Origin of the sequence: Pseudonocardia sp. DSM 110487 (assembly GCF_019468565.1) — a bacterium.
Taxonomy (GTDB): Bacteria; Actinomycetota; Actinomycetes; order Mycobacteriales; family Pseudonocardiaceae; genus Pseudonocardia.
In genome coordinates, this window is sequence record NZ_CP080521.1 from 506,896 (window position 1) to 533,192 (window position 26,297).

Consider the following 26,297-nt stretch of genomic DNA (forward strand, 5'->3'; position numbering starts at 1 on the left):
CGATCGATCGGCGCACGGGGACGGCCGGCGCGCTGCATCGCGCGTCGGATGGTCGTGCTGGCCCGCCTGTCAGGCGGGTGGTGTGCCTCGGCTGCGTCGTCGGCGCCGAGGTGGGGCGGGGCCCGTGTGGGCCCGGCCGTTCAGTGGACGCGACCCCGCAGTGCGGGGGCTGCGTCGTCCGCGTCGTCGCGGTGTTCCAGGTAGGAGCGGCGGGTGTGCTCCGTGTGCGCGGCCATGACCTCGCCCGCGCGGGAGGCGTCGCCCGCCGCGATCGCGTCGATCAGGGCCGCGTGCTCGATCCACGACTGCTCGCCGCGGTGGCGGGCCACCGGCGTGTAGTACCAGCGCACCCTGCGGTCGACCTGGGCGGCCAGCTCGACGAGCACGTCGTTGCCGGACATCTTCATTACTTCTCTGTGCAGCTCGGCGTTGAGCTCGACCAGCGTGTTGACGTCCTCGGCTGCGAGGGCCTCATGGCCGTGGTCGCACAGCTCGCGCAGGCGGGCGACACCCTCTTCGGTGGCCCGCGTGGCCGCGAGCCGGGCGGACTCCGTCTCCAGCAGGCTGCGCACGGCGAGCAGTTGGTCGGCCTCCTCGACCGTGGGCGTGTGGACGAATGCGCCCAGCCCTGGACGCAGGTCCACCCATCCGTCGTTCTTCAGCCACTGGAGAGCTTCGCGTACCGGCTGCCGGGAGACACCCAGCATGAGGGCGAGCTCACTCTCGACGAGGTGCTGCCCCGGCTGGAGGTTCCGGCTGACGATCATGTCCAGGATCGCGTTGTAGACGCTCTCGCGGAGCGGGACCGGGCGGGCGATCCGCCGGCTGCCGGCCTCGGTGGGCGTCTCAGACAGTGCCATCGCGTGCTCCTGGTGCGGTCGACTGCTTACAGCATACAAAGTGCTGAGCATGTCAGAGCTGTTCCCGACCGTGAACATGCTCACTCGGGACGGAAGGGGCATCCTGAGCGGGTGGCCGAAGCAGATCTTCCGGTGCGACGCGCGGTGGTGCTGCCCGGCCGGGAGCTGCACTGGCGCTTCTCCCGCGCCTCGGGACCCGGCGGCCAGGGCGTGAACACCACCGACTCACGCGTCGAGCTCTCGTTCGACCTCGCGCGCTCGCCGTCGGTCCCCGAGCCACTGCGCGAGCGCGCCGTGCGCAGGCTCGACGGCCGCCTGGTCGACGGGGTGCTCACCGTGGTCGCCGCCGAGAACCGCAGCCAGCTCCGCAACCGCGAGGCCGCGCGCGAGCGGCTCGCGGCGACATTGCGGGACGCGATGCGCCCCGACCCGCCGAAGCGCAGGCCGACCCGGCCGACCCGCGGATCCGTCCGCAGGCGGCTGGACGCGAAGGCCCGCCGCGGTGCCGTCAAACGGATGCGCGGGCGGCCGGATGATTGACGGGACGGCCGCGATCCCCTCAGCCGGCGCGGCCTCTCACCGCAGCCGCTTGATCACCACCCGGAGGAGCGCGACGGCGACTGCGGCGTTGTAGAGCAGGCCGACGGCGACGTACGGCCAGTAGGTGCCGCCGTCGTACGCCGACCAGAACGCGCGCACCGGCCAGTACGGGGGCAGGACGCCGAAGGCGAGCTGCCACGGGGAGTCGAGGAGGAAGAACGGGATCATCGGCACGGTGAAGACGGCGAGCCCGATCACCCGCATCACCGCGAGGCCCTCGATCTTGTTGCGGCCCAGTGCGCTCATGACGAACCCGAGCACGGGCGCGAGCACGCCGGCCATGAGCGCGATCGGCACGGAGAGGACGAGGGTCCGCGCGTCGACCCGTCCCGAGATGGCCAGCGAGGCGAGCACCGAGAACGTGGTCAGCACGATCGTGACGCCGGCCCGGTAGGCGGGGTAGGTCATCGGCGGCACCGGCGTCACTCGGAGTGCGGCGAAGGTGTTCTGGTCCCGTTCGTCCAGCAGCTGGAGGGCGAGGACCGCCCCCAGCAGCAGGGGCGGGCCGAGCACGCAGAACGCGCTGATGATCGCCGAGTGGTACGGGACGAGGTCGAACGCGTAGGTGCGCTCGATGTAGCCCGTGAGCGCGGGGAGGAACCAGAGCGCGGCCGCGTACAGGAACGGGCCGAGCATGACCGTCACGAGCATGCTGTCGCGGCGGACGGTGCGCAGGTCGTTGCGGCCGAAGGTCGCAATGGCGCCCATCACCGGCCTCCCTCGGACGTGATGACGTGGCGGTGGAAGACGCGCCGTGCGAGCAGGCACAGGCCCGCGATCCACAGCACCGGGTAGCCGAGCGCGTACACCCATTGCCCCGTCGAGAGCTCGACCTGGTGGAAGGCGGCGCCGAGCAGCAGCAGCGGTCCGTCGGTGGGGACGAGGGCGAACGCGAGGTGCGGGTAGAGCCCGGAGTAGCCGATGATGGGCGTGTTCATGACCGCGAGCACGAGCGTCGAGGGCAGGATCCACTCGCTGATCGACGGGAACAGCGGGGCCGTGACGAACCCGGCGAGCAGCATCAGCAGGGTCATCAGGACCACGCCGGCGAGGAACGGGAACGGGGCGACACCCGGCCCGTAGTCGACGAGCACGACGACCACGCAGGTCACGAGGGCGAGCGCTGACATCGTCAGCAGCTTCGCCGTGAGGTAGTGCCGGAACCGCAGCGGCGTGGTCAGCAAGGCGAACACTGTGCGCTCGCCCTTTTCGAAGAACACCGCACCCGCGATGAAGAACATCATGAACGCCAGGTCGGCCATGAGGAGGTACGGCATGGCCGGCCCGACCAGTGGGTCGGGAACCAGCTGCAGCACCCCGATCCACAGCAGCACGACGAACGCGGTGGCGTACCAGAAGCCGTAGCGCCGCTGGAGGTGGAAGTCCATCCGCACGGCGGTGGCGAGAACGCCGTTCATGCGAGGGACCTGCCGGTCACGTCGATGAACACGTCCTCGAGGCTGGCCTCCTGGCTGTGCAGCGCCTCGATGTGGTGCTCGCGGGCCAGCGCGCGGAAGGTCTCGTCGTCGGCGAGGCCGTCGAGCGGGAAGTCCTTGTGTTCGAGGTCGATCCCGTTGCGGTAGGTGACGCGCACGGTGCGCTTGCTGCGGCTGACCTTGTGCTCGGTGGGGGTGTCGAGCGCGGCGATCCGTCCGTCGACCACGAAGGCGACGCGGTCGCAGAGCTCCTCGGCCGTGGCCATGTCGTGCGTGGTGAGGAAGACCGTGTGGCCCTGCTCGCGCAGGTCCCCGACGATGTTCTTGACCCGCCGCGCGTTCACCGGGTCCATCCCGGAGGTCGGCTCGTCGAGGAACAGCAGTTCGGGGCGGTGCACCAGCGCGCGGGCGAAGACCAGTCGCATCTGCATGCCCTTCGAGAACCGCCCGACTCGGGTGTGGGCGCTCGCGGCGAGGTCGACCGCCTCCAGCAGGGCCATCGGGTCCTCGGTGGGGCCGGAGTACAGGGAGGCGAAGAACTGCAGGTTCTCCAGCGCGGTGAGCTTCTGGTAGTGGTTGGGCAGCTCGAACGAGACGCCGATCCGCTGGTAGTACTCGCTTCCCCAGTCGGCGGGGTCGCGGTCCCACACCGCTACCCGGCCGCCGTGGCCGGTGAGCAGCCCGGTGAGGATCTTCTGGGTCGTCGACTTCCCGGCGCCGCTCGGCCCGAGGAAGCCGAACACCTCGCCCCTGTCGACGGCGAAGCTCATCCCCGTCACCGCCGGCTCGGCGGTCTTCGGGTAGCGGAAGGTGAGGTCGTCGACCTCGATGACGGGCATGCGAACTCCTGGTGGGCACGCGGGTATGACGCGCCGACCAGGCTTCCCGGCTCTCCACGGCCCTGTCGGACCGACGGCGAACGGTAGCATGATTTCAAAGATTTCTGAAAGGTGATGAGAACATGGGTGACAGCAGCGAGGTCGCCGAGCGCCTCGCGCTCGCGCTGAACCAGAACGGGATGCAGCGCATGATCGCCCGTGTGCTCGCGGCGTTCCTGTTCTCCGACCGCGAGTCGGTCACCGCGGCCGAGCTGGGCGAGACGCTCGGCGCGAGCGCCGGGTCGATCTCCGGGTCGATCACGATGCTCCGCACCGTCGGGCTGATCGAGCCCGCCCCGGTCCCGGGGAGCAGGCGGGCCCACTACCGGATGCGCGATGACGCCTGGGCCACGATGATGAGCAGCCAGAACGCGATGGTGCAGGTGATGCAGGAGATCGCGGAGGCGGGAGTCGCGAGCACCCCGCCAGGAAGCCCTGCGGCGCGACGGCTGGAGCGGATGCGGGACTTCTACGCCTACCTGTTCGCCGAGCTCCCCGCGCTCATCGAGCGCTGGAAGGAACAGCAGGACACCTGACCCCGCTCACCTGCCGCACGGGTAGTCCTTGACGCGCATCGAGTCGTGCAGACGCAGGCCCTTGTTGTTGGCCTTGGCGACGGCTCGGCTGATCGGCGTGGGCAGGGCGGTCAGCAGGCGCGCGCCGCCCACCAGCGCCCTGACCCCCAGTTGCGAGGTCGGGATGAGCGTCTTCGCGACACCTCGGGCGAACGCGCGGCTGCGCCGGACGAGCTCTCCCATCTCCCGCTCGTAGGCGGGATAGGCGCGCTCGTGGTCGCCGCCCGCGGCGGCCAGCTCGCCTGCGAGGACGTAGGCGCCCAGGACGGCGAGGCTGGTGCTGCCGCCGACCGCAGGCCCTGGGCAGTAGCCTGCGTCGCCGACGAGCGTCACCAGGCCCCGTGACCAGGAGTCGAGCTGGAGCTGGGTGATGGAGTCGAAGTAGAACGTCGGCGTGCGCTCCGACTCGCGGAGCCATGCGTCCGCCTCCGGGTGCATCCCGGCGAAGGCAGCGCGCAGCAGCTCCTTCTGCCGCGGCACGTCGCGATGGTGGTAGTCGAGCTCGTGGTCGCTGCGGAACAGGAAGACGGCGCGGGCGTCGGTCAGGTGCGGGGCGCTGTAGACCGCGGCCTCGCGGCCGACGCCGATGTGCATGCGCATCTGCCCGTCCCGGCCGAGATCCTTGGGTACGGACAGCACGGCCAGGTAGGCGCCGGCGAGGTGGGTGTGGCGCGCCTCGTCGCCGAAGACGATCCGCCGGACGCCGGAGTGCAGTCCGTCGGCGCCGATCACGAGGTCGAACCGACGGTGCCCGCCGTGTTCGAAGGTCACCGAACCGTCGGGGGCGATCGCGGTGATCCAGTCGCCGAAGACGTACTCCACGTCATCGCGGGCGGCGTCGTGGTAGATCTCGCTGAGGTCGTCGCGCATGATCTCGACGTGGCGGTCGGACGCCGCGCTGAACACCTTGATGAGGTCGATCTCGACCGATCTCGCCGTGCCCTCTCGCGTCACGATCAGCCGGTGCGTGCCGGTGGCGAGCTCCTCGATGCGATGGAGAACCCCCATGCGCTCGGAGATCTCCATCGCGGGACGGAACAGATCGACCGCATGCCCGCCGGACTTGCGTGGCGTGGGGGCGCGCTCGACCACCGTCACCGCAAAGTCGTGACGGCTGAGCCAGTAGGCGAGGACAGGACCGGCGATGCTCGCGCCTGAAACGAGGACTCGCACTCCTCACGCCTTCTCCGCCCGGACGAACCGCTCGATCTCGCTGACCGGTATGTCGCGGCCAGCCGGTCGGAGGTAGCGCGCCGCGTACTGCGCCGGGCCGACCTGCTCCCGCTCGACCCAGCCGTATTCCCGCAGCAGCGCGGCGACGTCCGGTGGGGCGATGCCGAACTTCCAGACGTCGTGCCTGCCGGTCATCCGCTCGCGCAGCCGCCCGGCGCCGTAGAGGTTCGTGCCGTCCAGGAAGTCCGCACGCACGTAGGTGAAGATCAACCGGCTGCCGGTGGGTGCCTTCGCGAGGAACGTGAACGTCGCCCGGACCGACTCCTCGGTGAGGTACTGCGTGACCGCCTCCCAGACGAACAGGGCGGGCCGACCGCCGTCGAAGCCGGCCGCGGACAGGACGGCGGCCAGGTCGTCGACCTCGAAGTCCACCGGGAGCACCCGGACCCGCTCAGGCGTGCGCCCGTAGATCGCCCGCAGCCGGCGCAGCTTGTCGTCCGTGTTGGCGCGCTGGTCCAGCTCGAAGGCGTTCGCCCCGGCCGGGGCGACGAGCCGGTACGCCCTGGTGTCCAGGCCGGCACCGAGGAACACGACCTGCTCGATCCCTGCGGCGAGCGCATCGGCGACCGCGTCGTCGGCATACCGCTTGCGGCACAGCATGGCGCCCCACATCCCGGGCGCGGACCGCTCCGTCGCGCGCACCAGCAGGTCGCGCACGGGCCGCCAGCGGCAGGCCCGCACGATCCACTGCACGGCGGGCGGGAGGAACCGCACGGCCAGCTCGTCGTCGAACAGCCGCTGTCGCTGCGGTGTGTACCGCTCCGCTGCCGCGATCACCATCGGGCCGAGGGCGGTCTGAGCGCTCGCCGACCTGCCGTTCACGGGCGTGTTCTCCTCGTCGTGTCGTTGCCGGAGGGCAGTGGTGGGGCAGTGGCGAACACGTCGTCCAGCCACGAGAACACGGCATGGGCGGTGCGCATCCGGCTGCTGTGCTCGCCGTCGACGAGCTCCAGCCCGTCGCGCAGGATCCCGCCGAACGCGGACAGCGACTGCACCTGCCGCTGCACGACCCGGGCCCATGCGGCGTCGTCGACGCGGTAGTACACGGTGCGCTCGCCCGGCCTGGTGACCTGGCCGAGGAAACCGACCGAGGTCAGCAGGCGCAGGTTGGTCGTGAGCGACGCGCGGCTGGCCCCGATCGCCTCGGCGATCTGCGCCGCCGATTGCTCGGGGGGCACGCACACCGTCAGCCAGCCGAGGATGCGCCCCGCGATCAGCGGAAGCCCGTCCTGGTCGGCGCAGTACTTCGCGATGCGTTCGACCCACTCCAACACATCCGCACTCGGAGGATCGCCGTTCACTTCTTCCACCTTCGGCCCAAGCTGCTAGCGATTTCAGTCATGACTGAAACATGGTCGATCGCAAATGTCCAGGGCGGCCGGGCTCCGCTGTCAGGAAGGCGTTAAGGTGCTGGGCGGTGTGCCGGGAAGTCTGGTCGGCGAGTGGATCGTCGACGCCTTCCTGAGGAGCAGCAATGGCCCCGCCCGCCCGTTCCACCCCGTCCCTGCTCGCGAGGCGCAGCTGGCCCGAGGTGCGGCGGATCGGCGACATCCTGCGCGCGGAGACCGTGGGGGGCATCCTGCTGGTCGCCGCCGCGGCGGTCGGGTTGGTCTGGGCGAACTCGCCGTGGGGCGAGGCCTACCGGTGGCTCGCCGACCTGCGGGTCGGGCCCGCCGCGTGGCACCTGGACCTCACGCTGCACGCGTGGGCCGCCGACGGCCTGCTCGCGATCTTCTTCTTCGTGGCCGGGCTGGAGCTCAAGCGCGAGTTCGTCGCCGGTGACCTTCGCGACCCCAGGCGCGCGGCGCTTCCGGTGGCCGCCGCGGTCGGCGGGATGGCCGTTCCCGCGCTGATCTACGCGTCGATCAATGCCGCTGCGGGACCGGACGCGCTGGTCGGCTGGGCGATCCCGACCGCAACCGACATCGCCTTCGCGCTCGCCGTCCTCGCCGTGATCAGCACCCACCTGCCATCGGCCCTGCGCACGTTCCTGCTCACCCTCGCCGTGGTCGACGACCTGCTCGCGATCACGATCATCGCCGTCTTCTACACCGAGACGTTCGACTGGGGCCCGCTCGCGCTCGCGCTGATCCCGCTGGGGTTGTTCGCGGTGCTGGTGCAGCGGCGGGTGCGGTCGTGGTGGCTGCTGCTGCCGCTGGCGGCCGCCACCTGGGTGCTGGTGCACGAATCGGGCGTCCACGCCACCGTCGCCGGGGTCCTGCTCGGGTTCGCAGTGCCGGTCATCCGCCGCTCGCCGGGACCGGGGCCGGGGCTGGCCGAGCACTTCGAGCACCGGTTCCGCCCGCTGTCGTCCGCTGTGGCCGTGCCGATCTTCGCGTTCTTCGCCGCGGGTGTGACTGTCGGCGGCGCGGCCGAGCTGGGCGCGAGCCTCGGTGACTCCGTCACGCTCGGGATCATCGTCGGGCTCGTGGTCGGCAAGCCGGTCGGCGTCCTCGGCTCCACCTGGCTCGTGCAGCGGTTCACCCGTGCCCGGCTGGCCGACGACCTCGGCTGGACGGACGTGCTGGGGCTCGCGCTGCTCGCCGGTATCGGGTTCACCGTGTCCCTGCTCATCGGCGAGCTCGCCTTCGGCGAGGGGAGCGTGCGCGACGAGCACGTCAAGATCGGAGTGCTCCTCGGGTCGTTGCTCTCGGCACTGCTGGCCACCGTCGTGCTGCGCGTGCGCAACCGGCGCTACCGGCGAATCTGCGTGGAGGAGGAGCGGGACACGGACGCCGACGGTGTGCCCGACGTGTACGAGACCGACCAGGACCGGGCCTGAGCTCGATCCGCTCGCCGCTGCGGGGTGGTGGCTCGACGTGGGGAAACGTACGATCGAGGTAGGGCGCGCCGGGAAGGCTGGTCGGCAGCAAGTGCCGACTGCGCGAAAGGCCCCGGCGATGACCGCATCGTCCACTCCCGGTCACGACGATCACGACGCCTTGTCGGAGTGGGAGCGCCGAGCCCTCGCCGACATCGAGCGCGGCCTGATCGCAAGCGACCCCCGCCTCGTCCGGGAACTCAGCCGCCGACGTAGGTACCGCTCGGCGCCACGCTGGTGGCCGGTGTCGGTTCCGACCACTGGCCTCCTGCTCGCGGGGTTGCTCGTCCTCGTGCTGGTCGGCGAACTGCTGCCGGCGTCGTGGTGGGCCGTTCTCGGACTCGTCACCGTGCTGGTCGTCGTCCCGTGGCTGTTGCTGGCCGCCACCGAGAAGAACGGTTGGGACTGAACCAGCCCCTGATCGGGGGCGGGCCGCGAAACGAAGGATGTGGAACTGTGCTCACGACAGTACTGATCGTGATCGTCGCGCTGGTGGTGCTGCTGGCCGGCAGCGGTGTTCGGATGGTGCAGCAGTACCAGCGGGGTGTGGTCCTGCGTTTCGGGCGGCTGCTGCCCGAGGTGCGGCAGCCGGGACTGCGACTGATGATCCCGGTCGCCGACCGGATGGTGAAGGTGCCCGTCCAGACCATCGTGCTCGACGTCCCACCCCAAGGCGCGATCACCAAGGACAACGTCACGCTCAGCGTCGACGCGGTGGTGTACTTCCGCGTCACCGACCCGGTCAAGGCCGTGGTCAACGTCGAGAACTACCTGGGTGCCATCTCCCAGGTCGCGCGGACCTCGCTGCGGTCGGTGATCGGTCGCGCCGATCTCGACACCATGCTGTCGGACCGGGAACAGGTCAACGCCGAGCTGCGCGCGGTGATCGACACCCCGACCGACGACTGGGGGATCACCGTCGACCGGGTCGAGATCAAGGACATCGCCCTGCCGGAGGGCATGCGCCGCGCGATGGCGCACCAGGCCGAGGCCGAGCGCGACCGGCGCGCCCGGGTCATCTCCGCCGACGGCGAGTTCCAGGCCTCGGCCCGCCTCGCCGACGCGGCGCGGGTCATGGCCGACACACCCGGCGCGATGCAGCTGCGGCTCCTGCAGACCGTCAGCGACGTGGCCTCGGACCAGAACAGCACCCTGGTGATGCCGTTGCCGGTGGAGCTCCTCCGCTTCTTCGAGAAGTCGAGCGGCGAACGAACCGGTTCGGCGTCCGCGGATGTGCCGATCCCCCTGCCGCAGCCTGCCGCCGCTCCCGGCCAGGAGCGCTCGCACACCGACGGTGAGGAGCCCGGGACGCGTGCGGTCACCACAGATCAGGAGGCAGGTCCTCGGTGAGGTCGTCCAGCTCACGGCGGGTTCTGGCCGCGTAGGCCGCCTGCATCCGCTCGTCGAACTCGACGATCGTCAGCCGCCCCAGGCATGAGCGTGATCACGTCCGACCTGGCGCGGATGCGGGTTAGGGTTTCCGCAGGGTGTGCCGGGAAGTCTGGTCGGCGACGTCGTTGTCATGCATACGGAAGACCGGAGCTGCCGTGCAGGAACGCCGCCCCGTTACGCCGATCAGCGAGTTCGCGCGCTTCCTGCGCACCGAAACCGTCGGCGGGGTCGTGCTGCTCGTCGCCACGGCTGTCGCATTGATCTGGGCGAATTCGCCCTGGTCACACGCCTACGAAGCGTTGCGCGGCACCGTGATCGGGCCTGGCTCCCTACATCTCGACCTGACGCTGGCGAAGTGGGCGACGGACGGCCTGCTGGCGGTGTTCTTCTTCGTCGTCGGCCTCGAGCTCAAGCGTGAGCTGGTGATCGGTGAACTGTCGACGCGGAGCCAGGCGCTCCTCCCGGTGGCGGCCGCGCTCGGCGGGATGATCGTGCCGGCCCTCCTCGCGTTGTTCGTGGGCTGGGGCACACCGGGGGTGGAGCAGGCGTGGGCGATCCCCGTGGCCACCGACATCGCGTTCGCGCTGGGGGTGCTGGCGGTCGCCGGTTCGGCCCTGCCGGTGAGCGCGCGTGTGTTCCTCCTCGGTCTTGCGGTCGCCGACGACCTCGGCGGCATCATCGTGATCGCGTTCCTGTTCAGCAGCGGCCTCGACGCGCTCTGGCTCGGCGCCGTCGTGCTCGCCGGCGCCGGGTACTGGTGGCTGCAGCGCAGGCGAGTGCGTGCCTGGTGGCTGTACGTGCCGCTCGGCGTGTTCACGTGGTTCGCCGTGCACGAGGCCGGCGTGCACGCCACGATCTCCGGAGTTCTGCTGGGCCTGCTCACCAGGGTGAAGGCCGACCCGGACGAGGAGTTCGCGCCCGCGCTGCGCCTCGAACACCGGCTCCAGCCGTGGTCGGCAGGGCTGTGCGTGCCGGTGTTCGCGCTCTTCGCGGCCGGGGTTCCGATCGGCCCGGATGCGCTGCGGGCGGTGTTCGTGGAGCCCGTCGCGCTCGGTGTGCTGGTGGGCCTGCTCGTCGGAAAGATCATCGGGATCTTCGGGTCGTGCTGGCTCGTCATCCGGCTCACACCGGCCTCGCGACCACGTGGTCTGAGCTGGTGGGATCTCGCGGCGGTGTCGATGCTCGGCGGTGTCGGTTTCACCGTGAGCCTGCTGATCGCGGAGCTGTCGCTGGCGGACCAGGGAGACCTTCTCGACTCCGCGAAGGCCGCCGTCCTGCTCGCCTCGGCCGCGGCGTCGGTGATCGGAGCGGCGATGCTCGTCCGCCGGGTTCGCGTGCGGGCACGGGAGAACGGGGACGACGCCGCCGAGGCTGCTTGATCGGCGCGGCACGCCGGTGCGCCTGAGCGGCGTCCGGCCGACCGCCGTGGAAGGATGGCCCGCGACCAGCGAACTCGGACGGATGAGCAGGAGGACCGCGGTGCCCAGCCCGACCAGCTCCGGCGGCGGGGACGTTCCGCCCGTCCTGCCGTCGATACCGCTCGCGCCAGAGCCCGTCCGATCGGCGGACGAGCAGTCGATCGGTGAGCTCGTCCGGCAAGCGACCACGCACGTCTCCACGCTGGTTCGCGCCGAGGTCGAGCTGGCCCGCGCCGAGATCACGTCCGAGGTGAAGAAGGGTCTGCAGGGCAGCATCTTCTTCGTCATCGCGCTGACGATCCTGCTGTTCAGCCTGTTCTTCGCGTTCTTCGCGCTGGGCGAGGTGCTCGACATCTGGCTCCCGCGCTCCGCCGCCTTCGGCATCGTCTTCGGGATCATGCTGCTCGCGGCCGCGCTCTTCGGCTTCCTCGGCTACCTGCGCGTCCGCCGGATCCGCAAGCCGGAGCGCACGATCTCCTCGCTCAGGGAGTCGGCGCAGGTGCTCGCCCACCGCGGTCACGACGAGGACGCGCACCCCGAGCTGACGGCCCGCCGCTGACAGCGCCCGCCGGGGGGCGCTAGGTGCGTCCGGACGCGTCCTCGCTCCGATTGCCCGGTCCATGGACGCACCGCGCCGTGTCGGCCAACGGGATCCGGCTGCACGTCGCGGAATGCGACGGCGGTGGGCCCCTCGTCGTCCTGCTCCACGGTTTCCCCGAGTTCTGGTGGGCGTGGCGCCACCAGCTGCCCGCGCTCGCCGATGGCGGCTTCCGCGTGGTGGCCGCCGACCTGCGCGGCTACGGCGAGTCCGACAAGCCGCCGCGCGGGTACGACCTGTGGACGCTCGCGGGAGACGTCGCCGGGTTGATCAGGGCGCTCGGTGAGCCGAGGGCGCACGTGGTCGGGCACGGCTGGGGCGGACTGGTCGCCTGGACGGTGACGGCGCTGCACCCGCGGCTCGTGCTGTCGCTCACCGCGCTCGGCGCGCCGCACCCGCTCGCCCTGCGCTCCGCGGTGGTGCGCGATCCGCGAGGGCAGGGCATGGCGACGGCCCGCTACGCCGCGGCGTTCCAGCTCCCGCGCTGGCCCGAGCGGTCGTTTCGGCGGGACGGCGGTGCGCGCGTCGAGCGGATATTGCGGGACTGGTCGGGATCGGAGTGGGACGACTTCGCCGAGTCGGTGGGGCACTACCGGCGCGCGAGCCAGGTCACCGGCGTGGTGCACTGCGCGCTCGAGTACTACCGGTGGGCGGCGCGGTCGCAGCTGCGGGCCGAGGGGCGGCGGTTCGCGGCCGCGGTGGCGAGGATCCCGACGGTGCCGGTGCTGCAGGTCAACGGCGCCATCGACCCCTGTGTGCTGGCGCAGACCGCGGCGGCGTCGCACCGGTGGGCCGGATCGGAGCACCGCATGCACGTGATGCCCGCCACCGGGCACTTCCCGCACGAGGAACACCCCGCCGCCACGACGAGCCTGCTGTCGGAGGCCCTACTGGCCTCGTGAGCGGATACGCGCGCTCCAGCACGCGTATCCACTCACGAGGGGTTGGCCGGGGCCCTCTACGATCCTGTGACGTGCGCGTTCTGGTCGTCGGGTCCGGTGCTCGAGAGCACGCCATCGTCCTTGCCCTCGGGCAGGACCCCGGCGTCACGGCGCTGGCCTGCGCGCCGGGCAACGCCGGCACGGCCATGGTGGCCGAGCAGCGGGGAGTCGACGCGGCGGATCCCGCCGCGGTGACCGCGTTGGCCATCGACTGGCGTGCCGACCTCGTCGTGATCGGGCCGGAAGTGCCGCTCGTGGCGGGTGCCGCCGATGCCGTGCGCGCCGCCGGGATCCCGTGCTTCGGCCCGAGTGCCGCGGCCGCCCGGATCGAGGGCTCGAAGAGCTTCGCCAAAGAGGTCATGGCCGCGGCAGGCGTCAACACCGCGACCTCGGTCGTGGTGGACAACCCCGCGCACCTGGACTCGGCGTTCGCCCGCTTCACCCCGCCCTACGTCGTGAAGGACGACGGGCTGGCCGCGGGCAAGGGCGTTGTGGTGAGCTCCGACTTCGACGTCGCCCGTGCCCACGCGAGCACCCTCCTCGACGGCGGGCACCCGGTGCTGCTGGAGTCCTTCCTCGATGGGCCGGAGGTGTCGCTCTTCTGCCTCGTCGACGGCGAGACCGTGGTTCCGCTGCCGCCGGCGCAGGACTTCAAGCGCGTCGGCGACGACGACTCAGGGCCCAACACCGGCGGGATGGGGGCGTACGCGCCCCTGCCGTGGGCATCGCCCGACCTCACCGATGAGCTGGTGGAGAAGGTGGTCGCGCCCGTCGCGGCGGAGCTGGTCCGGCGCGACACGCCGTTCAGCGGGCTGCTCTACGCGGGTCTGGTGCTGACGGGGGCGGGTCCGGCCGTCATCGAGTTCAACTGCCGCTTCGGGGATCCGGAGACCCAGGTCGTGCTGGCGCTGCTGCGCAGCCCGCTCGCCCGGCTGCTGCTCGCCACGGCCACCGGCCGGCTGGCCGATGAGCCGCCGCCGCAGTGGGCCGACGGCGCCGCCGTCACGGTCGTCGTGGCCGCGGAGGGTTACCCCGGCCCGCCCCGGGTGGGCGATGTGATCACCGGCTCAGAGGGCGCCGGCGTCCTGCACGCGGGCACGCGTCGCCGCGACGACGGCGCCGTGGTGTCGTCCGGTGGGCGGGTGCTGTCCGTGGTCGGAACCGGCGCTGACCTGCTCGCCGCCCGCCAGGAGGCGTACGACCGGTTGGAGCAGGTGCACGTCGCCGGTTCCCACCATCGGACCGACATCGCCCTCCGTGCGGCCCAGGGTGAGGTCTCTGTACCCGCTCGTTCGTGAAATTGGGTCCTCCGAACAGGTGACATTTGCGATCTCTTGTCGTACGCTCCGGCGCGTGAAGCGCAAGCTCATTGCCCCGAACGGGGCGAGGCGTGCCGGCCAGGGGTCGCTCTCAGCGACTTGCACCCGGACGGGTGGCGCGCCAGGGTCTGCGCACCCGGGGTGATCACGTCGTCGCCGCTCCCCACGACGGCTCCCTACTGATCACGTCGGGTCCGATGTTCGCTCCCCCGAGAAACATGAGGACTCGAATGACCAACAACGCACGGCCTCGACACGCAGCCCCGAGCCGCGCGTCGAAGATCGCCGGGCGCGCCGCGATCGGCGTCTTGGGTGCGCCGATGGCGATGATGGCCGCCGCCGGACCTGCCGCGGCTGCAGCCACCGACGCGCACGTCACCGACGACAACACCGGCGCCGACCTGCAGCTGGCAATGGTCGGGTCCGTCCTGCCCGGGTTGGAGGCGCTGGGAGTCGAGGGTCTCCCCGCGCCCGACCTGGCCACGGACGGCCTCACCGGCAACCTCGACGTGTTCGACGTTGCCAGCGCCCTCTCGACGGCACCGAGCCTCGCGGGCGGCATCCTGCCGACCGTCGGCCCGGGTGCCGACCTGCTGCCGGTGGTCGGCGACCTGACCGCTCTGCCGGTTGCGGGCGGAGGTCTGACCGCGCTGCCGGGTGCCGACGTGCTGCCGCTGGTCGGCGACCTGACGACGCTGTCGGCCCTCGGGTCGCTGTCGGGCGCCGAGCTGCCTGCGGTCGGCAACCTGGACCTTTCCGCGGTCGAGGGCACCGTCGGCAGCCTGACCGGGGCCCTGGGGGGCCTGGACCTGAACGCCCTGCAGGACCTGGACCTGGACGAGCTCCCGGTCGACCTGCGGGGCGTCCAGCTGGGCGACCTCTCCGCGGCGCTGGACAACCTGGACGTCGACCTCGACGACCTGCCGTCGGTCCTGCAGGACCTCGACCTGGACAACCTGCCGTCGGTCCTGCAGAACGTCGAGCTCGGCCAGCTTCCCGCCGTCGTGGACGGGCTCGAGCTGGGCCAGGTCACCACGCTCCTCTCGAGCGTTGACCAGCTCCCGGTCGATCTGCAGGACCTGGACCTCGGCGAGCTGCGCAGCGTGCTCGGTGGCCTCGACCTGGACGGCCTCGACCTGGACAACCTGGACCTCGGCGAGCTGCGCACCGTGCTCTCCGACATCAACCTGCAGAGCCTGGACGTCGACGAGCTGCAGACCGTTCTGGACGACCTCGACATCGACGGCCTCACCGGCGACGTCACGGCCACCCTCACCACGGTGCTGAACGGCGGTGGGCTGCGTTCCGGCCTGCCGCTCGACCTCGGCGGCCTGGGCGGCGACGAGCGCGGCCTGCTGACCGGCCTGCTCGGCAGCAGCGACGTCGACGACAACGTGCGCGGCGGTCTGCTGTCCGGCCTGCTGGGCGGCGGTTCGGCGAATGTCGACGCCGACGCCGACGACGAGGACCGGGAGGTCCGCGGCGGCCTGCTGACCGGCCTGCTGGGCGGCGGTTCGGCGAACGTCGACGCCGACGACGACGAGGATGCCGACGAGGACCAGGACCGTCGCGGCGGTGGTCTGTTGTCCGGCCTCCTGGGTGGCGGTGCCACGCAGAACGTCGACGCGGACGACTCGGACGACGACGAGGACGCCGACGAGGACCAGGACCGTCGCGGCGGTGGCCTGCTGTCCGGGCTCCTGGGTGGGGGCGGCTCCACGCAGAACGCGGACGCGGACGACTCCGACGACGACGAGGGCGAGGGCGACTCCGAGGAGGCTTCGTCCGACGACCGTCGCGGTGGTGGCCTGCTGTCCGGGCTGCTCGGTGGCGGTGGCTCCACAGAGAAGGCCGACGCCGACGAGGACGCCGACGAGGCGGACTCCGAGGAGGCCGACTCCGAGGAGGCCAGCGCCGACGACTCCGACGAGGATTCCGGCTCCGACGAGGACTCCGGCTCCGACGAGGACTCCGGGTCCTCGAAGAGCGACAAGTCGGACGACGACGGCGAATCGGGCAGCGGCGGCGGCGACCGCTTCTCGGCCAAGGACCTGGTCTCCAGCCTGCTCTGACACCGGGAGCGATCCCGAGTACGGATCGGCGGCAGCCCTCCATCGACGTGGGGCGGCCGCCGACCCGTTTGATCGAACATGCTCGCTACGTGGTCTCTAAGCTCCGATCGTGCCGATGCAGCCCGTTCCGCCCGCCCAGCTCACGGTCGCCGCGCGGGCCGCGGTGCCGCCGTTCCACGTCATGGACGTCTGGGCGGCGGCCGCCGAGCGCCAGCGCGCCCACGGCGATCTCGTCAACCTGTCCGCCGGCCAGCCGTCCACCCCTGCTCCGGCCGCCGTGCGGGCCGCCGCGGCGGCGGCCCTCGACGGCGACGTGCTCGGCTACACGGTCGCGCTCGGCATCCCGGAGCTGCGCGAGGCGATCGCCGCGCACTACGCGCGGACGTACGCGCTCGACGTGCCGCCCGAGCAGGTCGTGCTGACGACGGGCTCGTCGGGCGGGTTCCTGCTCGCGTTCCTCGCGGCGTTCGACGTGGGCGACCGCGTGGCCCTCGCCCGTCCCGGCTACCCCTGCTACCGCAACATCCTCACCACGCTCGGCTGCGAGGTCGTCGACCTCCCGTGCGGGCCGCAGACCCGCTACCAGCCCACCGTCGCCATGCTGGAAGCGCTGGACGAGCCCGTGCGGGGTCTCGTCGTCGCAAGCCCGGCCAACCCGACCGGCACCGTCCTCGACGCTGCGGAGCTGGCGGCGCTCGCGGAGTACTGCGAGCAGACCGGCGTGCAGCTGATCAGCGACGAGATCTACCACGGCATCTCCTACCCCGGCGCCCCCGCCACGTCGTCGGCATGGGCGACGTCGCGCGAGGCGATCGTCGTCAACTCGTTCTCGAAGTACTTCTCGATGACCGGGTGGCGGCTGGGCTGGCTGCTCCTGCCGCCGCGGCTCCTGCGCGCCGCCGACTGCCTCACCGGCAACTTCACGATCTGCCCGCCAGCGCTCGCGCAGAGGGCGGCCCTCGGCGCCTTCGAGGAGTCGAGCTACGCGGAGGCCGGCGGGCACGTCGCCCGGTACTCCGCGAACCGCGCGCTCCTGCTCGACGGCCTCGCCGGACTGGGCATCACCCGCCTCGCGCCGGCCGACGGCGCCTTCTACGTCTACGCCGACGTCTCGCACCTGACGCTGGACTCGATGGCGTTCACCCACCGGTTGCTCGCCGAGACGGGGGTGGCCGTTGCCCCCGGCGTCGACTTCGACCCGGTGGACGGCGGGCGCTTCATCCGGCTGTCCTTCGCAGGCGCCACGGAGGACATCACGGAGACCCTGGAGCGGCTGGCAGGTTGGCTGCCGAAGGGCTGACGCAGGCCGGCCAGAAGGCCAGGAAAGCCACATTGCTGTCCTCCACGTTCATGACCGTGGCTTTCCTGAACCCGGAGGCGCCATACGCTGCGTGACATGGCTTCACCCGATCTTGCCGTCGAGCCCCGGATCGCCGCCTGGGACCGGCGGGTCGACTGGTGGCTCACCGGGCTCGCGGGCCTCTTCCTCGCCGCATACGCGTGGCAGGTGCTCGACACCTCGCTCACGCCCGCCGGCCGGAATGCGCTGGAGGTCGTGCTCACCGGCACATGGGTGCTGTTCGCCCTCGACTATCTGGTGCGGATCGCGCTGGCCCACCGCCGCTGGCACTTCGTGCGCACCCACCTGCTGGACCTGGTGATCCTGGCGTTGCCGATGTTCCGCCAGCTGCGGGTGCTGCGGCTGATCACCGTGGTCAGCGTGCTCAACCGGCAGCTGCGCGACGACGCCCGCGGCCGCGTGGTGTTCTACGTCGCGGGCACGGTCGCGCTCGTCGGGTTCGTCGCGTCGATCGCGGTGCTCGACGCCGAGCGGTACGCACCCGATGCGTCGATCACCACGTTCGGCGATGCGGTGTGGTGGACGATGACGACGATCTCCACAGTCGGCTACGGCGACCGCTACCCGGTGACGCCCGAGGGGCGGCTCGTGGCGGTGTCGCTGATGGTGGCGGGCATCGCGTTGCTGGGCGTGGTGACGGCCTCGATCGCCTCGTGGTTCGTCGAGAACCTGCGCCGCAGCCGTGCCGCGGTCGAGCGCGAGCTGGACGAGGTGTCGGCCGACGTGATCCGCGCCGAGGAGCAGCTCGCGGCCGTGCTTGCCGAACTGCGGGCGATCAACGCCCGGCTGGACGAGCTCGAGCGGAGCAGCCGCCCGTCCTGAGGAGGGCGTCAGAGCCGGCCGGGGCGCACCGGAGAGCGGTGGCCGTCGGCGCGGCCTGCCGAGCCGTCGACCGGCCCGATGCGGCGCAGGGCGGTGGTGATGTCGGCGTCGGTGAGGTCGGCGTGGGTCATCAGCCGCACCTGGCCCGCCATCGGCACGGCGCGCACTCCCGCCGTCTCGAACTGCTGGAGCGTGCCGGTGAGGTCGCCGACCGCGACGAGGACGATGTTCGTCTGCGGCACGCTCACCTGCCAGCCGCGCTCGCGCAGCCCCGCGGCGAGGGTGCGCGCGCGGTCGTGATCCTCGCCGAGACGGTCGATGCGGTCCAGTGCGACGAGCCCGGCCGCGGCGAGCACGCCACCCTGCCGTACGCCGCCGCCAAGCATCTTGCGCAGCCGGCGGGCGTTCGCGACGAACTCGGCGGAGCCGGCGACGACCGAACCGACCGGTGCGCCGAGGCCCTTGCTGAGGCAGACCTGCACGGTGTCGGCCCCGACGGTCAAGGCCGCCGGCGGCACGCCGAGCGCCACCGCGGCGTGCCAGAGCCGGGCACCGTCCAGGTGCACCTTGAGCTTCGCCGCCCTGGCCGCGGCGACGACGGCCGCATGCTCGTCGGGGGCGGTGATTGTGCCTCCTGCGGCGTTGTGGGTGTTCTCCAGGCAGAGCAGCGTGGTGCGCAGCGCGTGGTACGGCCCGTCGCCCCCCGCGGCGGCCCGGCGCACGGCGGACGGGGAGACCTTGCCCGGTCCGGCGTCGTGCTCGAGGGGACGGGGCATCCCGCCCGCGAGCCATGCCGCAGTGCCGAGCTCGTTGTCCAGAACGTGCGCGCCCGCCGGAGCGAGGAACGAGTCGCCGCGGTCGAGGTGGTGCATGAGCGCGATGAGGTTGCCCATCGAGCCGCTGGGAGTCCAGAGCGCGTCGGCGGCCCCTAGCATCCCGGCCACCCGGATCTCCAGCTCGCGCATCGTGGGGTCGCGGTCGAGGACGTCGTCACCCACCTCGGCCGCGGCCATGGCCGCCCGCATCTGTTTGGTGGGCTTCGTGATGGTGTCCGAGCGGAGGTCGACCGGGCCGTCGTGGGCCGACGATCGTCGGGCTCGAGAGGTGGGTCGCACGGCCCTCGATTCAACCAGGAGGAGACGGTCCGGCGGCGGGAGGGTCACGGAACGGTCACAGTGTTGGGCCATTCGGGGGAAGCTGGGGAGTTCGGCCAACCACGGACGAGGATGCTCGCGTCCCTTGCACGACGGACCGGCAGGAAGGGGGCAAGGCCGGGTGGACGACGCCAGCGAGCGGGAGTTCGCCGAGTACTTCCGCGCGCGCCGCGAGGCCGTGCGCCGCACCGCCTTCCTGCTGTGCGGTGACTGGCACCGCGCCGACGACCACGCCCAGGCCGCGTTCGTCGCGCTGCACCGCCACTGGCGCCGCATCCGGGACCGAGACGCCCTCGACGCGTGGGTGCGCCGCACGCTCGTGCGCTCCGTCGTCGACGAGTCACGGCGGCCGTGGCGCCGGGAACGCGCGACGGCGGAACCGCCGCCCGAGACCGTCGGCGTGCCGTCGGCGTCGGAGGCGGTGACCACGCGGCACGTGCTCGTCGACGGGCTGCGGGCCGTGCCGCCGCGCCAGCGCGCCGTGCTCGTCCTGCGGTACCTGGACGGGCTGGACGTCGCGGGCACGGCCGCGGCGCTGGGCTGCAGCGAAGGCACCGTGAAGAGCCAGACCGCGCACGGGCTGACCGCGCTGCGCGCCGTGCTCGGCGACGCGCTCGACGACCTGCGACCAGCCGGATGAGGAGGTGGGGGACATGACGGACGACGAGAGGCTCGGGGCGCTGTTCAACGCCGCCGCCTCCGACTCGGCCGCGCCGCCGCCCGGGTTCGACCACGAGGTGGTCGTGCGGGCATCGCGGCGGATCACCGCCCGCCGCCGGGCGGCGTTCACCGTCGGAGGGCTCGCGCTGTTCGCTGTCGTCGGCATCGGCGGGGCCGTTGTGCTGCCCGGGGGCGGAGGAGACGAGGCGACGGTCGCCGCGCCGATGCTCGCGCAGGAGGCCCCGCCCGCGGATTCGCGAGCACAGCGGCAGGCGCCCCCGCCCGCGGCCGCGGAGGGTGCACCGGGCGCGGCGCCGGATCTCGCCCCAGGGGCGGCAGCCGTCGGGGGGCCGCCGCCCCTCGGGCCGGGCACCACCGAGTGCGCTGATCGGCAGGACCCGGCGGTGCGCGGGCTGGTGGAGGAGTTCCTCCCCGAGGTGATCGGTGCGCCGGAGGCCGCGATCACGATGGAGTGCCGGCCCCGTGGCGAGCGGGGCGTCAACCTCGAGGTACGGGACGGAGCCGCGGCAGGCCTGCTGACCGTGCAGTACCTGCCGCCCGGCACCGCGGCCCGAGTCCCAGAGGGCGGGGTATCGGCTCCGACGGCATCCGGTGGCACCGTCGTCGTCGCCACCCGCGGGGACGGCCCGGACGCACCGGCCCCGTTCGCGGACCGCCTCGACACCCTGGTCGCCCAGCTCGCACCCCGTCTCTGACCCACCGGGAGGATGGGAACGTGGGTACGACCAAGGGTGAGCGGCGGCGGCAGGAGCTGGTGACGGCCGCTGCCGCCCTGCTGCGCTCGGGCGGGTTCGACGCCGTGCGCCACCGGGCCGTCGCCGAGCGGGCCGGGCTGCCGCTGGCGTCCACCACCTACTACTTCTCCTCGCTGGAGGAACTGGTCACCGCGGCCGTCGAGCGCACGAGCCTCGACGAGCTCGCCGAGGTCCGCGAGCAGCTCGACGCATTGCCCGACGGCGAGCTCGGCACGGACGAGCTGGTGGAGCTGATCCTCGACCACCTGATCGGCCGGGAGTCGCGTGAGCGCGGCCTCGAAGCGGCGCTGCTCCGGTTCGAGCGGCTGGTCGGCGCCGGCCGGCGGCCGTACCTGGCCCCGTTGATGCGCAGGATGCGCACCGAGTTCGAGTCGCTGCTCGCCCAGATCCTCGCCCGCTCCGGCCGATCGCTCGACCCGATGGCCGTCCGCGACCTCGTCGCGCTAGTGGACGGGGCTCTGGTGAGCGCGCTCATAGAGGCCGACCCCGACCCCCGCGCGGTGGGCCGCGAACTCCTCCTCCGCACCCTCTGAGCGGGGGAGTGGAACGACCCCGCCCGCGAGTCGCGTTTTGAGTGCACGCGAGTCGCGGTGTGAGTGTGTCTGAGTCGGGCCGTAAGCTGCCGGAACGTGATTCCCAACGTGCTGGCCGCCCGCTACGCGAGCCCGGAGCTGGTCCGGATCTGGTCACCCGAGTACAAGATCGTTCTGGAGCGGCGGCTCTGGCTCGCGGTGCTCGAGGCCCAGCGCGCGCTCGGCGTGGACGTCCCGGACGGGGTGCTCGAGGACTACGAGCGGGTCGTCGACCACGTGGACCTGGAGTCGATCGCCGCACGGGAGCGGGTCACCCGCCACGACGTCAAGGCGCGGATCGAGGAGTTCAACGCGCTCGCCGGCCACGAGCACGTGCACAAGGGCCTCACAAGCCGGGACCTCACCGAGAACGTCGAGCAGCTGCAGGTGCGGCTCTCGCTGGAGCACGTCCGCGACCGCACCGTCGCGGTCCTCGCCCGGCTGGCCCGCCGCGCGGGCGAGTACGCCGAGCTGGTGATGGCCGGGCGATCGCACAACGTCGCGGCCCAGGCCACCACGCTGGGGAAGCGGTTCGCCTCTGCCGCGGACGAGCTGCTCGTGGCGTACGCGCGTCTGGAGGACCTGCGGGCCCGCTACCCGTTGCGCGGGATCAAGGGCCCGGTCGGCACCGCGCAGGACATGCTCGACCTCCTCGGCGGCGCCGACACGCTCGCGGAGCTGGAGCGGCGGGTGGCCGAGCACCTCGGGTTCTCGGCGGTGCTGACGAGCGTCGGGCAGGTCTACCCACGCTCGCTCGACTTCGACGTGGTGAGCGCGCTCGTCCAGCTGGCCGCGGCGCCGTCGTCGCTGGCCACCACGATCCGGCTGATGGCGGGCGCGGAGCTCGCCACGGAGGGCTTCCAGCCGGGTCAGGTCGGGTCGTCGGCGATGCCGCACAAGATGAACTCCCGCTCGGCGGAGCGGATCAACGGCATGCTCGTGCTGCTGCGCGGATACGCGGGGATGGCCTCCGAGCTCGCGGGCGCGCAGTGGAACGAGGGCGACGTCTCCGACTCCGTGGTGCGCCGGGTGGCGCTGCCCGACGCGTTCTTCGCCCTCGACGGCCTCTTCGAGACCACCCTGACCGTCCTCGACGAGTTCGGCGCCTACCCGGCCGTCGTCGCGCGCGAGCTGGACCGGTACCTGCCCTTCCTCGCCACCACGGCGGTGCTGATGGCAGCGGTCCGGGCCGGGGTCGGTCGGGAGACCGCCCACGAGGTGATCAAGCAGCACGCCGTGGGCGTCGCACTCGCGATGCGGGAGAAAGGTCAGCCGGACAACGACCTCGTCGCGCGGCTGGCGGGCGACGAGCGGCTCGGGCTGCCGGCAGGTGCGCTCGACGGCCTGCTCGCCGACCCGTTGCGGTTCACCGGCGCCGCCACCGCGCAAGTGGCCACCGTCATCGAGCGCGTGCGGGACGTCGTCGACGCCCACACCGATGCCGCCGCCTACACCCCCGGAGCGATCCTGTGAAGCTGCTGCACTCGGGCAAGGTCCGCGACCTCTACCTCGACGGCGACGACCTGATCATGGTCGCGTCCGATCGCGTGTCGATCTACGACGTGGTGCTGCCGACCGCCATCCCGGACAAGGGCGTCGTGCTCACGCAGCTGTCGCTGTGGTGGTTCGACCGGCTGGCCGACATCGTGCCGCACCACGTGATCTCCGGGGCTGACGTCCCGGCCGAGTTCGCCGGGCGTGCGGTGCGGTGCCGGCGCCTCGAGATGCTGCCCGTCGAGTGCATCGCCCGCGGCTACCTCGCGGGGCTCGGGCTGGAGGAGTACCGCAAGCAGGGCACGGTGTCCGGCGTCGCGCTCCCCGACGGGCTCGTGGAGGGCTCGAAGCTGCCGGAGCCGATCTTCACGCCCACCACGAAGGCCGCGGTCGGGCAGCACGACGAGTTCATGACGTTCGACGATGTCGCCGGCGTCGTGGGCGCGGATACCGCCGCCCGGCTGCGTGAGCTGACCCTTGCCGTCTACACCCGCGGCGCGGAGACCGCCGCGGCCAGCGGGATCATCGTGGCCGACACCAAGCTCGAGTTCGGCGTCGGCGCGGACGGCGAGATCGTGCTCGCCGACGAGGTGCTCACGCCCGACTCGTCGCGGTTCTGGCCTGCCGATGAGTGGGAGCCGGGCCGCCCGCAGTTCGCGTTCGACAAGCAGTTCCTGCGCGAGTGGTCGCAGGGCCTGGACTGGGACCGCACCCCGCCCGGCCCCGAGATCCCCGCCGACGTCGTGGCCGCCACCCGGGCCCGGTACGTGGAGGCCTACGAGCGGATCACCGGTCGCGACTGGTGATGGGCAACCACTCACCATCCACCCCTCACGGCCTGGTCAACCGCTGTTCATACCCGCATGCGTCCATAGCGGTGTGGCCGAATCCCACCTGGTCGTCTCCCTCTCGGGCCTGACCCACGACGTCCCCGAGGCGCTCGACCGAGCTGTCGCGTTCACCGCTGAGCTCCGGGCGCGCGGCGTCCCGGTCTCGCAGCTCTTCCGCCCGGCAGGCGTCCCGGCCGGCTCCGCGCTCGCGCAGTGGATCCGCGAGCGCCGGGCTGCGGGCGACGCGCTCGTGCTCCACGGCTACGACCACACGACCGACCCGATGCCGCAGCCGCGGGTGGGCAGGCGTGCCGAGTTCGCCGCGCTCCCGCGGCACGAGGCCGGCCTGCGGCTGACGGCGGCGCGCAGGGCACTCACGGTGCTGGAGCTGCGGACGGACCTGTTCGTCCCGCCCCGCTGGCTCGCCTCACCCGGCACCGTCGACGCGCTGCGCGACCAGGGCTTCGCCGTGCTCGCCGACGAGCACGGCGTGCGCTTCCTCCGCGAGCCGGGAGCGCCGCTGTTGCGCTCGCGCGTGCTCGGCTTCCGCGTGTCCGGCGAGCGCCACCCCGTTGCCGACGACCGGCGCGCCGCGGAGGCGTGGCGCTGCCGGGTGCTGGCCGCCGAGGTCACCCGCACGGTGCGCCGTGGCGGTCTCGTGCGGATCAACGTGCGGGCGAAGGATCTCAAGCGCTCGCCGCGTCGCGCCGCTGTGCTGGCGGCGGTGGATGCCGCGCTCGAGCTCGGCGCGACCCCGGCGACCTACCACCCCACCGCCGTCGCCTCGGCAGCCTGACCACCGGAGATCCGGGGCGCCTCCGCTGCTCGACCAGCGGGTGGCTAGAGGGTGGTGGCCTGTTCGCGGTCCAGGACCTTGATCGCCGTCTTCTCCGGGCCGAGCCGCTCGAACATCCCGTAATGCATCGCCGGGCGGGAGAGCACGGCCTCGTGGATCGGGACGGCCGTGCGCGGTGCGACGGCGCGCAGGTAGTCGACGGCCTCCGAGACCTTGAGCCACGGCGCGCCCGTGGGCAGGAACAGCACGTCGACGGGGGCGGGTGGCGGCGTGTACGAGTCGCCGGGATGCAGGTGGGTGCCGTCCACCAGGTAGGCGTTGTTCGGGACGACCGGGATGTCGGGGTGGATGACGGCGTGCTGCCCGCCGAGCACCTCGACGCGGGCACCTGCGATCTCCAGCACCGCCCCCGGTGCGGTGACCTCGTGCGGGACGTCCCCGAGCTGTTCGGCGGTGCCGGCGTCGACGATCAGCCGGGCGTCGGGGTTGGCATCCAGCAGCGGGCGGATGCGGTCGGCGTCGAGGTGGTCGAAGTGCTGGTGGGTGACGAGCACCGCGTCGAGCCCGCGCACCGACTCGAACCCGGCCGAGAACGACCCCGGGTCGAGGAGCAGCCGTGCGGCGCCCGTGTCCAGCAGGAGGCACGAGTGGCCGAAGTGGGTGATCTGCACGAACACCCACTCTGCCACTGTCGGGGACTGGGTAGGAGGGCCGTCACGGCTGGTCGTGGCGACGCCGTGGGAGCCCGCCCGTAGGCTTGGGGCGTGGCGAAGGTCGTGGTGGATGTGATGCCGAAGCCGGAGATCCTCGACCCGCAGGGGCAGGCGGTGGCGGGGGCGCTCACGCGGCTCGGTGTCGCAGGCGTCGCGGACGTGCGGCAGGGCAAGCACTTCGTGCTCGAGGTCGACGACTCCGTGGACGACGAGACCCTGGAGCGGGTCGCGGCCACGCTGCTGGCCAACCCGGTGATCGAGGACTGGGTGGTGACGCGCTCATGACTACTGGCATGAGGATCGGCGTCATCACGTTCCCCGGCACGCTCGACGACGTCGACGCCGTCAGGGCGGTGCGGTACGCGGGCGCCGATCCCGTGGCCCTGTGGCACGCCGACCACGACCTCAAGGGCGTGGACGCGATCATCGTTCCCGGCGGGTTCTCCTACGGCGACTACCTGCGTGCGGGCGCCATCGCGAGCATCGCCCCGATCATGACCGAGGTCGTGGCGGCCGCCGGGCGCCGCACACCCGTGCTCGGCATCTGCAACGGGTTCCAGATCCTCTGCGAGGCGGGATTGCTGCCGGGCGCGCTCGTGCGCAACGCCGGGCTGCACTTCGTCTGCCGGGACCAGCGGCTGCGCGTCGAGTCCACGGCCACAGCGTGGACGGGCGGGCTCACCGTCGGGCAGGAGCTGCTCGTGCCGATCAAGTCGGGGGAGGGCCGGTTCGTCGCCGACGCCGCCACCGTCGCGGAGCTGGAAGCGGAGAACAGGGTGGTGTTCCGGTACGCAGGCGGGAACCCGAACGGGGCCCTCGCCGACATCGCGGGCATCGCGTCCCGCGACGGGCGCGTGGTCGGGCTGATGCCCCACCCCGAGCACGCCATCGACTCCCTCACCGGCCCGTCGGCCGACGGGCTCGGCCTGTTCACGTCGGTGCTGCATGCCGCGGTGTCGGCCGCCTGAACGGCGTCC

Annotated in this window: 30 protein-coding genes; 20 read left to right on the plus strand and 10 right to left on the minus strand. The window is 72.1% G+C overall.

Going from position 1 to position 26,297, the window contains the following annotated elements; genetic code table 11:
- Positions 1–140 precede the first annotated feature (140 nt).
- The gene (locus tag K1T35_RS02135; protein WP_220258515.1) at positions 141–860 is read right to left on the minus strand and encodes a GntR family transcriptional regulator; all 720 of its coding nucleotides are present in this window, start codon (positions 858–860) and stop codon (positions 141–143) included.
- Positions 861–971: 111 nt separating this feature from the next.
- On the opposite strand from K1T35_RS02135, the gene arfB reads away from it, so the two are divergent.
- Positions 972–1,400, plus strand: coding sequence for an alternative ribosome rescue aminoacyl-tRNA hydrolase ArfB (gene arfB, locus K1T35_RS02140; protein WP_220258516.1), 429 nt, complete (start codon positions 972–974; stop codon positions 1,398–1,400).
- A 36-nt stretch (positions 1,401–1,436) separates the two neighbouring features.
- On the opposite strand, the gene K1T35_RS02145 is transcribed toward arfB, so the two are convergent.
- The 3 genes from K1T35_RS02145 to K1T35_RS02155 are packed head-to-tail and all read right to left on the minus strand — an operon-like array spanning position 1,437 to position 3,735.
- Positions 1,437–2,168, minus strand: a complete 732-nt coding sequence (locus tag K1T35_RS02145; protein WP_220258517.1) for an ABC transporter permease — start codon at positions 2,166–2,168, stop codon at positions 1,437–1,439.
- Positions 2,168–2,878 (minus strand): fluoroquinolone transporter permease, encoded by a 711-nt coding sequence (locus tag K1T35_RS02150; RefSeq protein WP_220258518.1) that lies wholly within the window; start codon positions 2,876–2,878, stop codon positions 2,168–2,170. The genes K1T35_RS02145 and K1T35_RS02150 overlap by 1 nt, the downstream gene beginning before the upstream one ends.
- Positions 2,875–3,735, minus strand: coding sequence for an ABC transporter ATP-binding protein (locus K1T35_RS02155; RefSeq protein WP_220258519.1), 861 nt, complete (start codon positions 3,733–3,735; stop codon positions 2,875–2,877). The genes K1T35_RS02150 and K1T35_RS02155 overlap by 4 nt, the downstream gene beginning before the upstream one ends.
- Before the next feature lie 122 nt (positions 3,736–3,857).
- Between K1T35_RS02155 and K1T35_RS02160 the strand changes: the two genes are divergently transcribed.
- On the plus strand, positions 3,858–4,310 hold the full coding sequence (locus K1T35_RS02160; RefSeq protein WP_220258520.1) for a GbsR/MarR family transcriptional regulator: 453 nt from the start codon (positions 3,858–3,860) through the stop codon (positions 4,308–4,310).
- 6 nt (positions 4,311–4,316) lie between these two features.
- Here the strand turns inward: K1T35_RS02160 and K1T35_RS02165 are convergent, their stop codons facing one another.
- The 3 genes from K1T35_RS02165 to K1T35_RS02175 are packed head-to-tail and all read right to left on the minus strand — an operon-like array spanning position 4,317 to position 6,883.
- Positions 4,317–5,522, minus strand: coding sequence for an FAD-dependent monooxygenase (locus tag K1T35_RS02165; RefSeq protein WP_220258521.1), 1,206 nt, complete (start codon positions 5,520–5,522; stop codon positions 4,317–4,319).
- A gap of 3 nt (positions 5,523–5,525) precedes the next feature.
- A complete protein-coding gene (locus K1T35_RS02170; protein WP_255621491.1) occupies positions 5,526–6,404 on the minus strand; it encodes an SAM-dependent methyltransferase in 879 nt (292 codons plus the stop codon).
- Complete coding sequence (locus K1T35_RS02175; protein ID WP_220258522.1) at positions 6,401–6,883, minus strand: GbsR/MarR family transcriptional regulator; 483 nt, start codon at positions 6,881–6,883, stop codon at positions 6,401–6,403. The genes K1T35_RS02170 and K1T35_RS02175 overlap by 4 nt, the downstream gene beginning before the upstream one ends.
- Before the next feature lie 173 nt (positions 6,884–7,056).
- On the opposite strand from K1T35_RS02175, the gene nhaA (K1T35_RS02180) reads away from it, so the two are divergent.
- From nhaA (K1T35_RS02180) to K1T35_RS02190, 3 genes are all read left to right on the plus strand, one after another.
- Positions 7,057–8,364, plus strand: coding sequence for a Na+/H+ antiporter NhaA (gene nhaA / locus K1T35_RS02180; protein ID WP_220258523.1), 1,308 nt, complete (start codon positions 7,057–7,059; stop codon positions 8,362–8,364).
- A 118-nt stretch (positions 8,365–8,482) separates the two neighbouring features.
- The gene (locus K1T35_RS02185; RefSeq protein WP_220258524.1) at positions 8,483–8,812 is read left to right on the plus strand and encodes a DUF3040 domain-containing protein; all 330 of its coding nucleotides are present in this window, start codon (positions 8,483–8,485) and stop codon (positions 8,810–8,812) included.
- Positions 8,813–8,859: 47 nt separating this feature from the next.
- Complete coding sequence (locus tag K1T35_RS02190; protein WP_255621492.1) at positions 8,860–9,753, plus strand: slipin family protein; 894 nt, start codon at positions 8,860–8,862, stop codon at positions 9,751–9,753.
- Here the strand turns inward: K1T35_RS02190 and K1T35_RS02195 are convergent.
- Positions 9,722–9,799, minus strand: coding sequence for a DUF1707 domain-containing protein (locus tag K1T35_RS02195; protein ID WP_255622511.1), 78 nt, complete (start codon positions 9,797–9,799; stop codon positions 9,722–9,724). The genes K1T35_RS02190 and K1T35_RS02195 overlap by 32 nt on opposite strands.
- Positions 9,800–9,950: 151 nt before the next feature.
- Between K1T35_RS02195 and nhaA (K1T35_RS02200) the strand changes: the two genes are divergently transcribed.
- From nhaA (K1T35_RS02200) to K1T35_RS02230, 7 genes are all read left to right on the plus strand, one after another.
- The gene (gene nhaA, locus K1T35_RS02200) at positions 9,951–11,174 is read left to right on the plus strand and encodes a Na+/H+ antiporter NhaA (protein ID WP_255621493.1); all 1,224 of its coding nucleotides are present in this window, start codon (positions 9,951–9,953) and stop codon (positions 11,172–11,174) included.
- A 100-nt stretch (positions 11,175–11,274) separates the two neighbouring features.
- Positions 11,275–11,772 carry a phage holin family protein gene (locus K1T35_RS02205; protein WP_255621494.1) on the plus strand — a complete coding sequence of 166 codons (498 nt, stop codon included), beginning with the start codon at positions 11,275–11,277 and terminating at the stop codon, positions 11,770–11,772.
- 77 nt (positions 11,773–11,849) lie between these two features.
- Positions 11,850–12,713, plus strand: a complete 864-nt coding sequence (locus K1T35_RS02210; protein ID WP_255621495.1) for an alpha/beta fold hydrolase — start codon at positions 11,850–11,852, stop codon at positions 12,711–12,713.
- Between the two features lie 71 nt (positions 12,714–12,784).
- Positions 12,785–14,050, plus strand: a complete 1,266-nt coding sequence (purD, locus tag K1T35_RS02215) for a phosphoribosylamine--glycine ligase (protein ID WP_220258526.1) — start codon at positions 12,785–12,787, stop codon at positions 14,048–14,050.
- 251 nt (positions 14,051–14,301) lie between these two features.
- Positions 14,302–16,143, plus strand: coding sequence for a hypothetical protein (locus tag K1T35_RS02220; RefSeq protein WP_220258527.1), 1,842 nt, complete (start codon positions 14,302–14,304; stop codon positions 16,141–16,143).
- A 115-nt stretch (positions 16,144–16,258) separates the two neighbouring features.
- Positions 16,259–17,443: an aminotransferase class I/II-fold pyridoxal phosphate-dependent enzyme gene (locus K1T35_RS02225; protein WP_220262334.1), complete on the plus strand. Its 1,185-nt coding sequence runs from the start codon at positions 16,259–16,261 to the stop codon at positions 17,441–17,443.
- Between the two features lie 96 nt (positions 17,444–17,539).
- Positions 17,540–18,325, plus strand: coding sequence for a potassium channel family protein (locus tag K1T35_RS02230; protein WP_220258528.1), 786 nt, complete (start codon positions 17,540–17,542; stop codon positions 18,323–18,325).
- A gap of 8 nt (positions 18,326–18,333) precedes the next feature.
- On the opposite strand, the gene K1T35_RS02235 is transcribed toward K1T35_RS02230, so the two are convergent.
- Positions 18,334–19,350: a low specificity L-threonine aldolase gene (locus K1T35_RS02235; RefSeq protein ID WP_255622512.1), complete on the minus strand. Its 1,017-nt coding sequence runs from the start codon at positions 19,348–19,350 to the stop codon at positions 18,334–18,336.
- A gap of 250 nt (positions 19,351–19,600) precedes the next feature.
- On the opposite strand from K1T35_RS02235, the gene K1T35_RS02240 reads away from it, so the two are divergent.
- The 6 genes from K1T35_RS02240 to K1T35_RS02265 all read left to right on the plus strand — a co-directional run bounded on the left by K1T35_RS02240 (position 19,601) and on the right by K1T35_RS02265 (position 24,607).
- Positions 19,601–20,119 (plus strand): SigE family RNA polymerase sigma factor, encoded by a 519-nt coding sequence (locus tag K1T35_RS02240; protein ID WP_220258530.1) that lies wholly within the window; start codon positions 19,601–19,603, stop codon positions 20,117–20,119.
- A gap of 13 nt (positions 20,120–20,132) precedes the next feature.
- Positions 20,133–20,855: a hypothetical protein gene (locus tag K1T35_RS02245; protein WP_220258531.1), complete on the plus strand. Its 723-nt coding sequence runs from the start codon at positions 20,133–20,135 to the stop codon at positions 20,853–20,855.
- 20 nt (positions 20,856–20,875) lie between these two features.
- Entirely contained in the window at positions 20,876–21,448 is a 573-nt protein-coding gene (locus tag K1T35_RS02250) for a TetR/AcrR family transcriptional regulator (protein ID WP_220258532.1), read from the plus strand.
- A gap of 96 nt (positions 21,449–21,544) precedes the next feature.
- Positions 21,545–22,960 (plus strand): adenylosuccinate lyase, encoded by a 1,416-nt coding sequence (gene purB, locus K1T35_RS02255; protein ID WP_220258533.1) that lies wholly within the window; start codon positions 21,545–21,547, stop codon positions 22,958–22,960.
- Positions 22,957–23,787, plus strand: coding sequence for a phosphoribosylaminoimidazolesuccinocarboxamide synthase (locus tag K1T35_RS02260; RefSeq protein WP_220258534.1), 831 nt, complete (start codon positions 22,957–22,959; stop codon positions 23,785–23,787). Before purB ends, K1T35_RS02260 begins: the two co-directional genes overlap by 4 nt.
- 73 nt (positions 23,788–23,860) lie before the next feature.
- Positions 23,861–24,607, plus strand: a complete 747-nt coding sequence (locus K1T35_RS02265; RefSeq protein WP_220258535.1) for a DUF2334 domain-containing protein — start codon at positions 23,861–23,863, stop codon at positions 24,605–24,607.
- A gap of 44 nt (positions 24,608–24,651) precedes the next feature.
- On the opposite strand, the gene K1T35_RS02270 is transcribed toward K1T35_RS02265, so the two are convergent.
- Positions 24,652–25,278, minus strand: a complete 627-nt coding sequence (locus tag K1T35_RS02270) for an MBL fold metallo-hydrolase (RefSeq protein ID WP_220258536.1) — start codon at positions 25,276–25,278, stop codon at positions 24,652–24,654.
- Positions 25,279–25,371: 93 nt separating this feature from the next.
- Here K1T35_RS02270 and purS point away from each other — a divergent pair, with 93 nt between their 5' ends.
- Together purS and purQ are read left to right on the plus strand one after the other, a co-directional pair.
- Positions 25,372–25,605, plus strand: coding sequence for a phosphoribosylformylglycinamidine synthase subunit PurS (gene purS / locus K1T35_RS02275; RefSeq protein WP_220258537.1), 234 nt, complete (start codon positions 25,372–25,374; stop codon positions 25,603–25,605).
- Positions 25,606–25,613: 8 nt separating this feature from the next.
- Positions 25,614–26,288, plus strand: coding sequence for a phosphoribosylformylglycinamidine synthase subunit PurQ (purQ, locus tag K1T35_RS02280; RefSeq protein ID WP_220258538.1), 675 nt, complete (start codon positions 25,614–25,616; stop codon positions 26,286–26,288).
- The last annotated feature ends 9 nt before the right edge of the window (positions 26,289–26,297 follow it).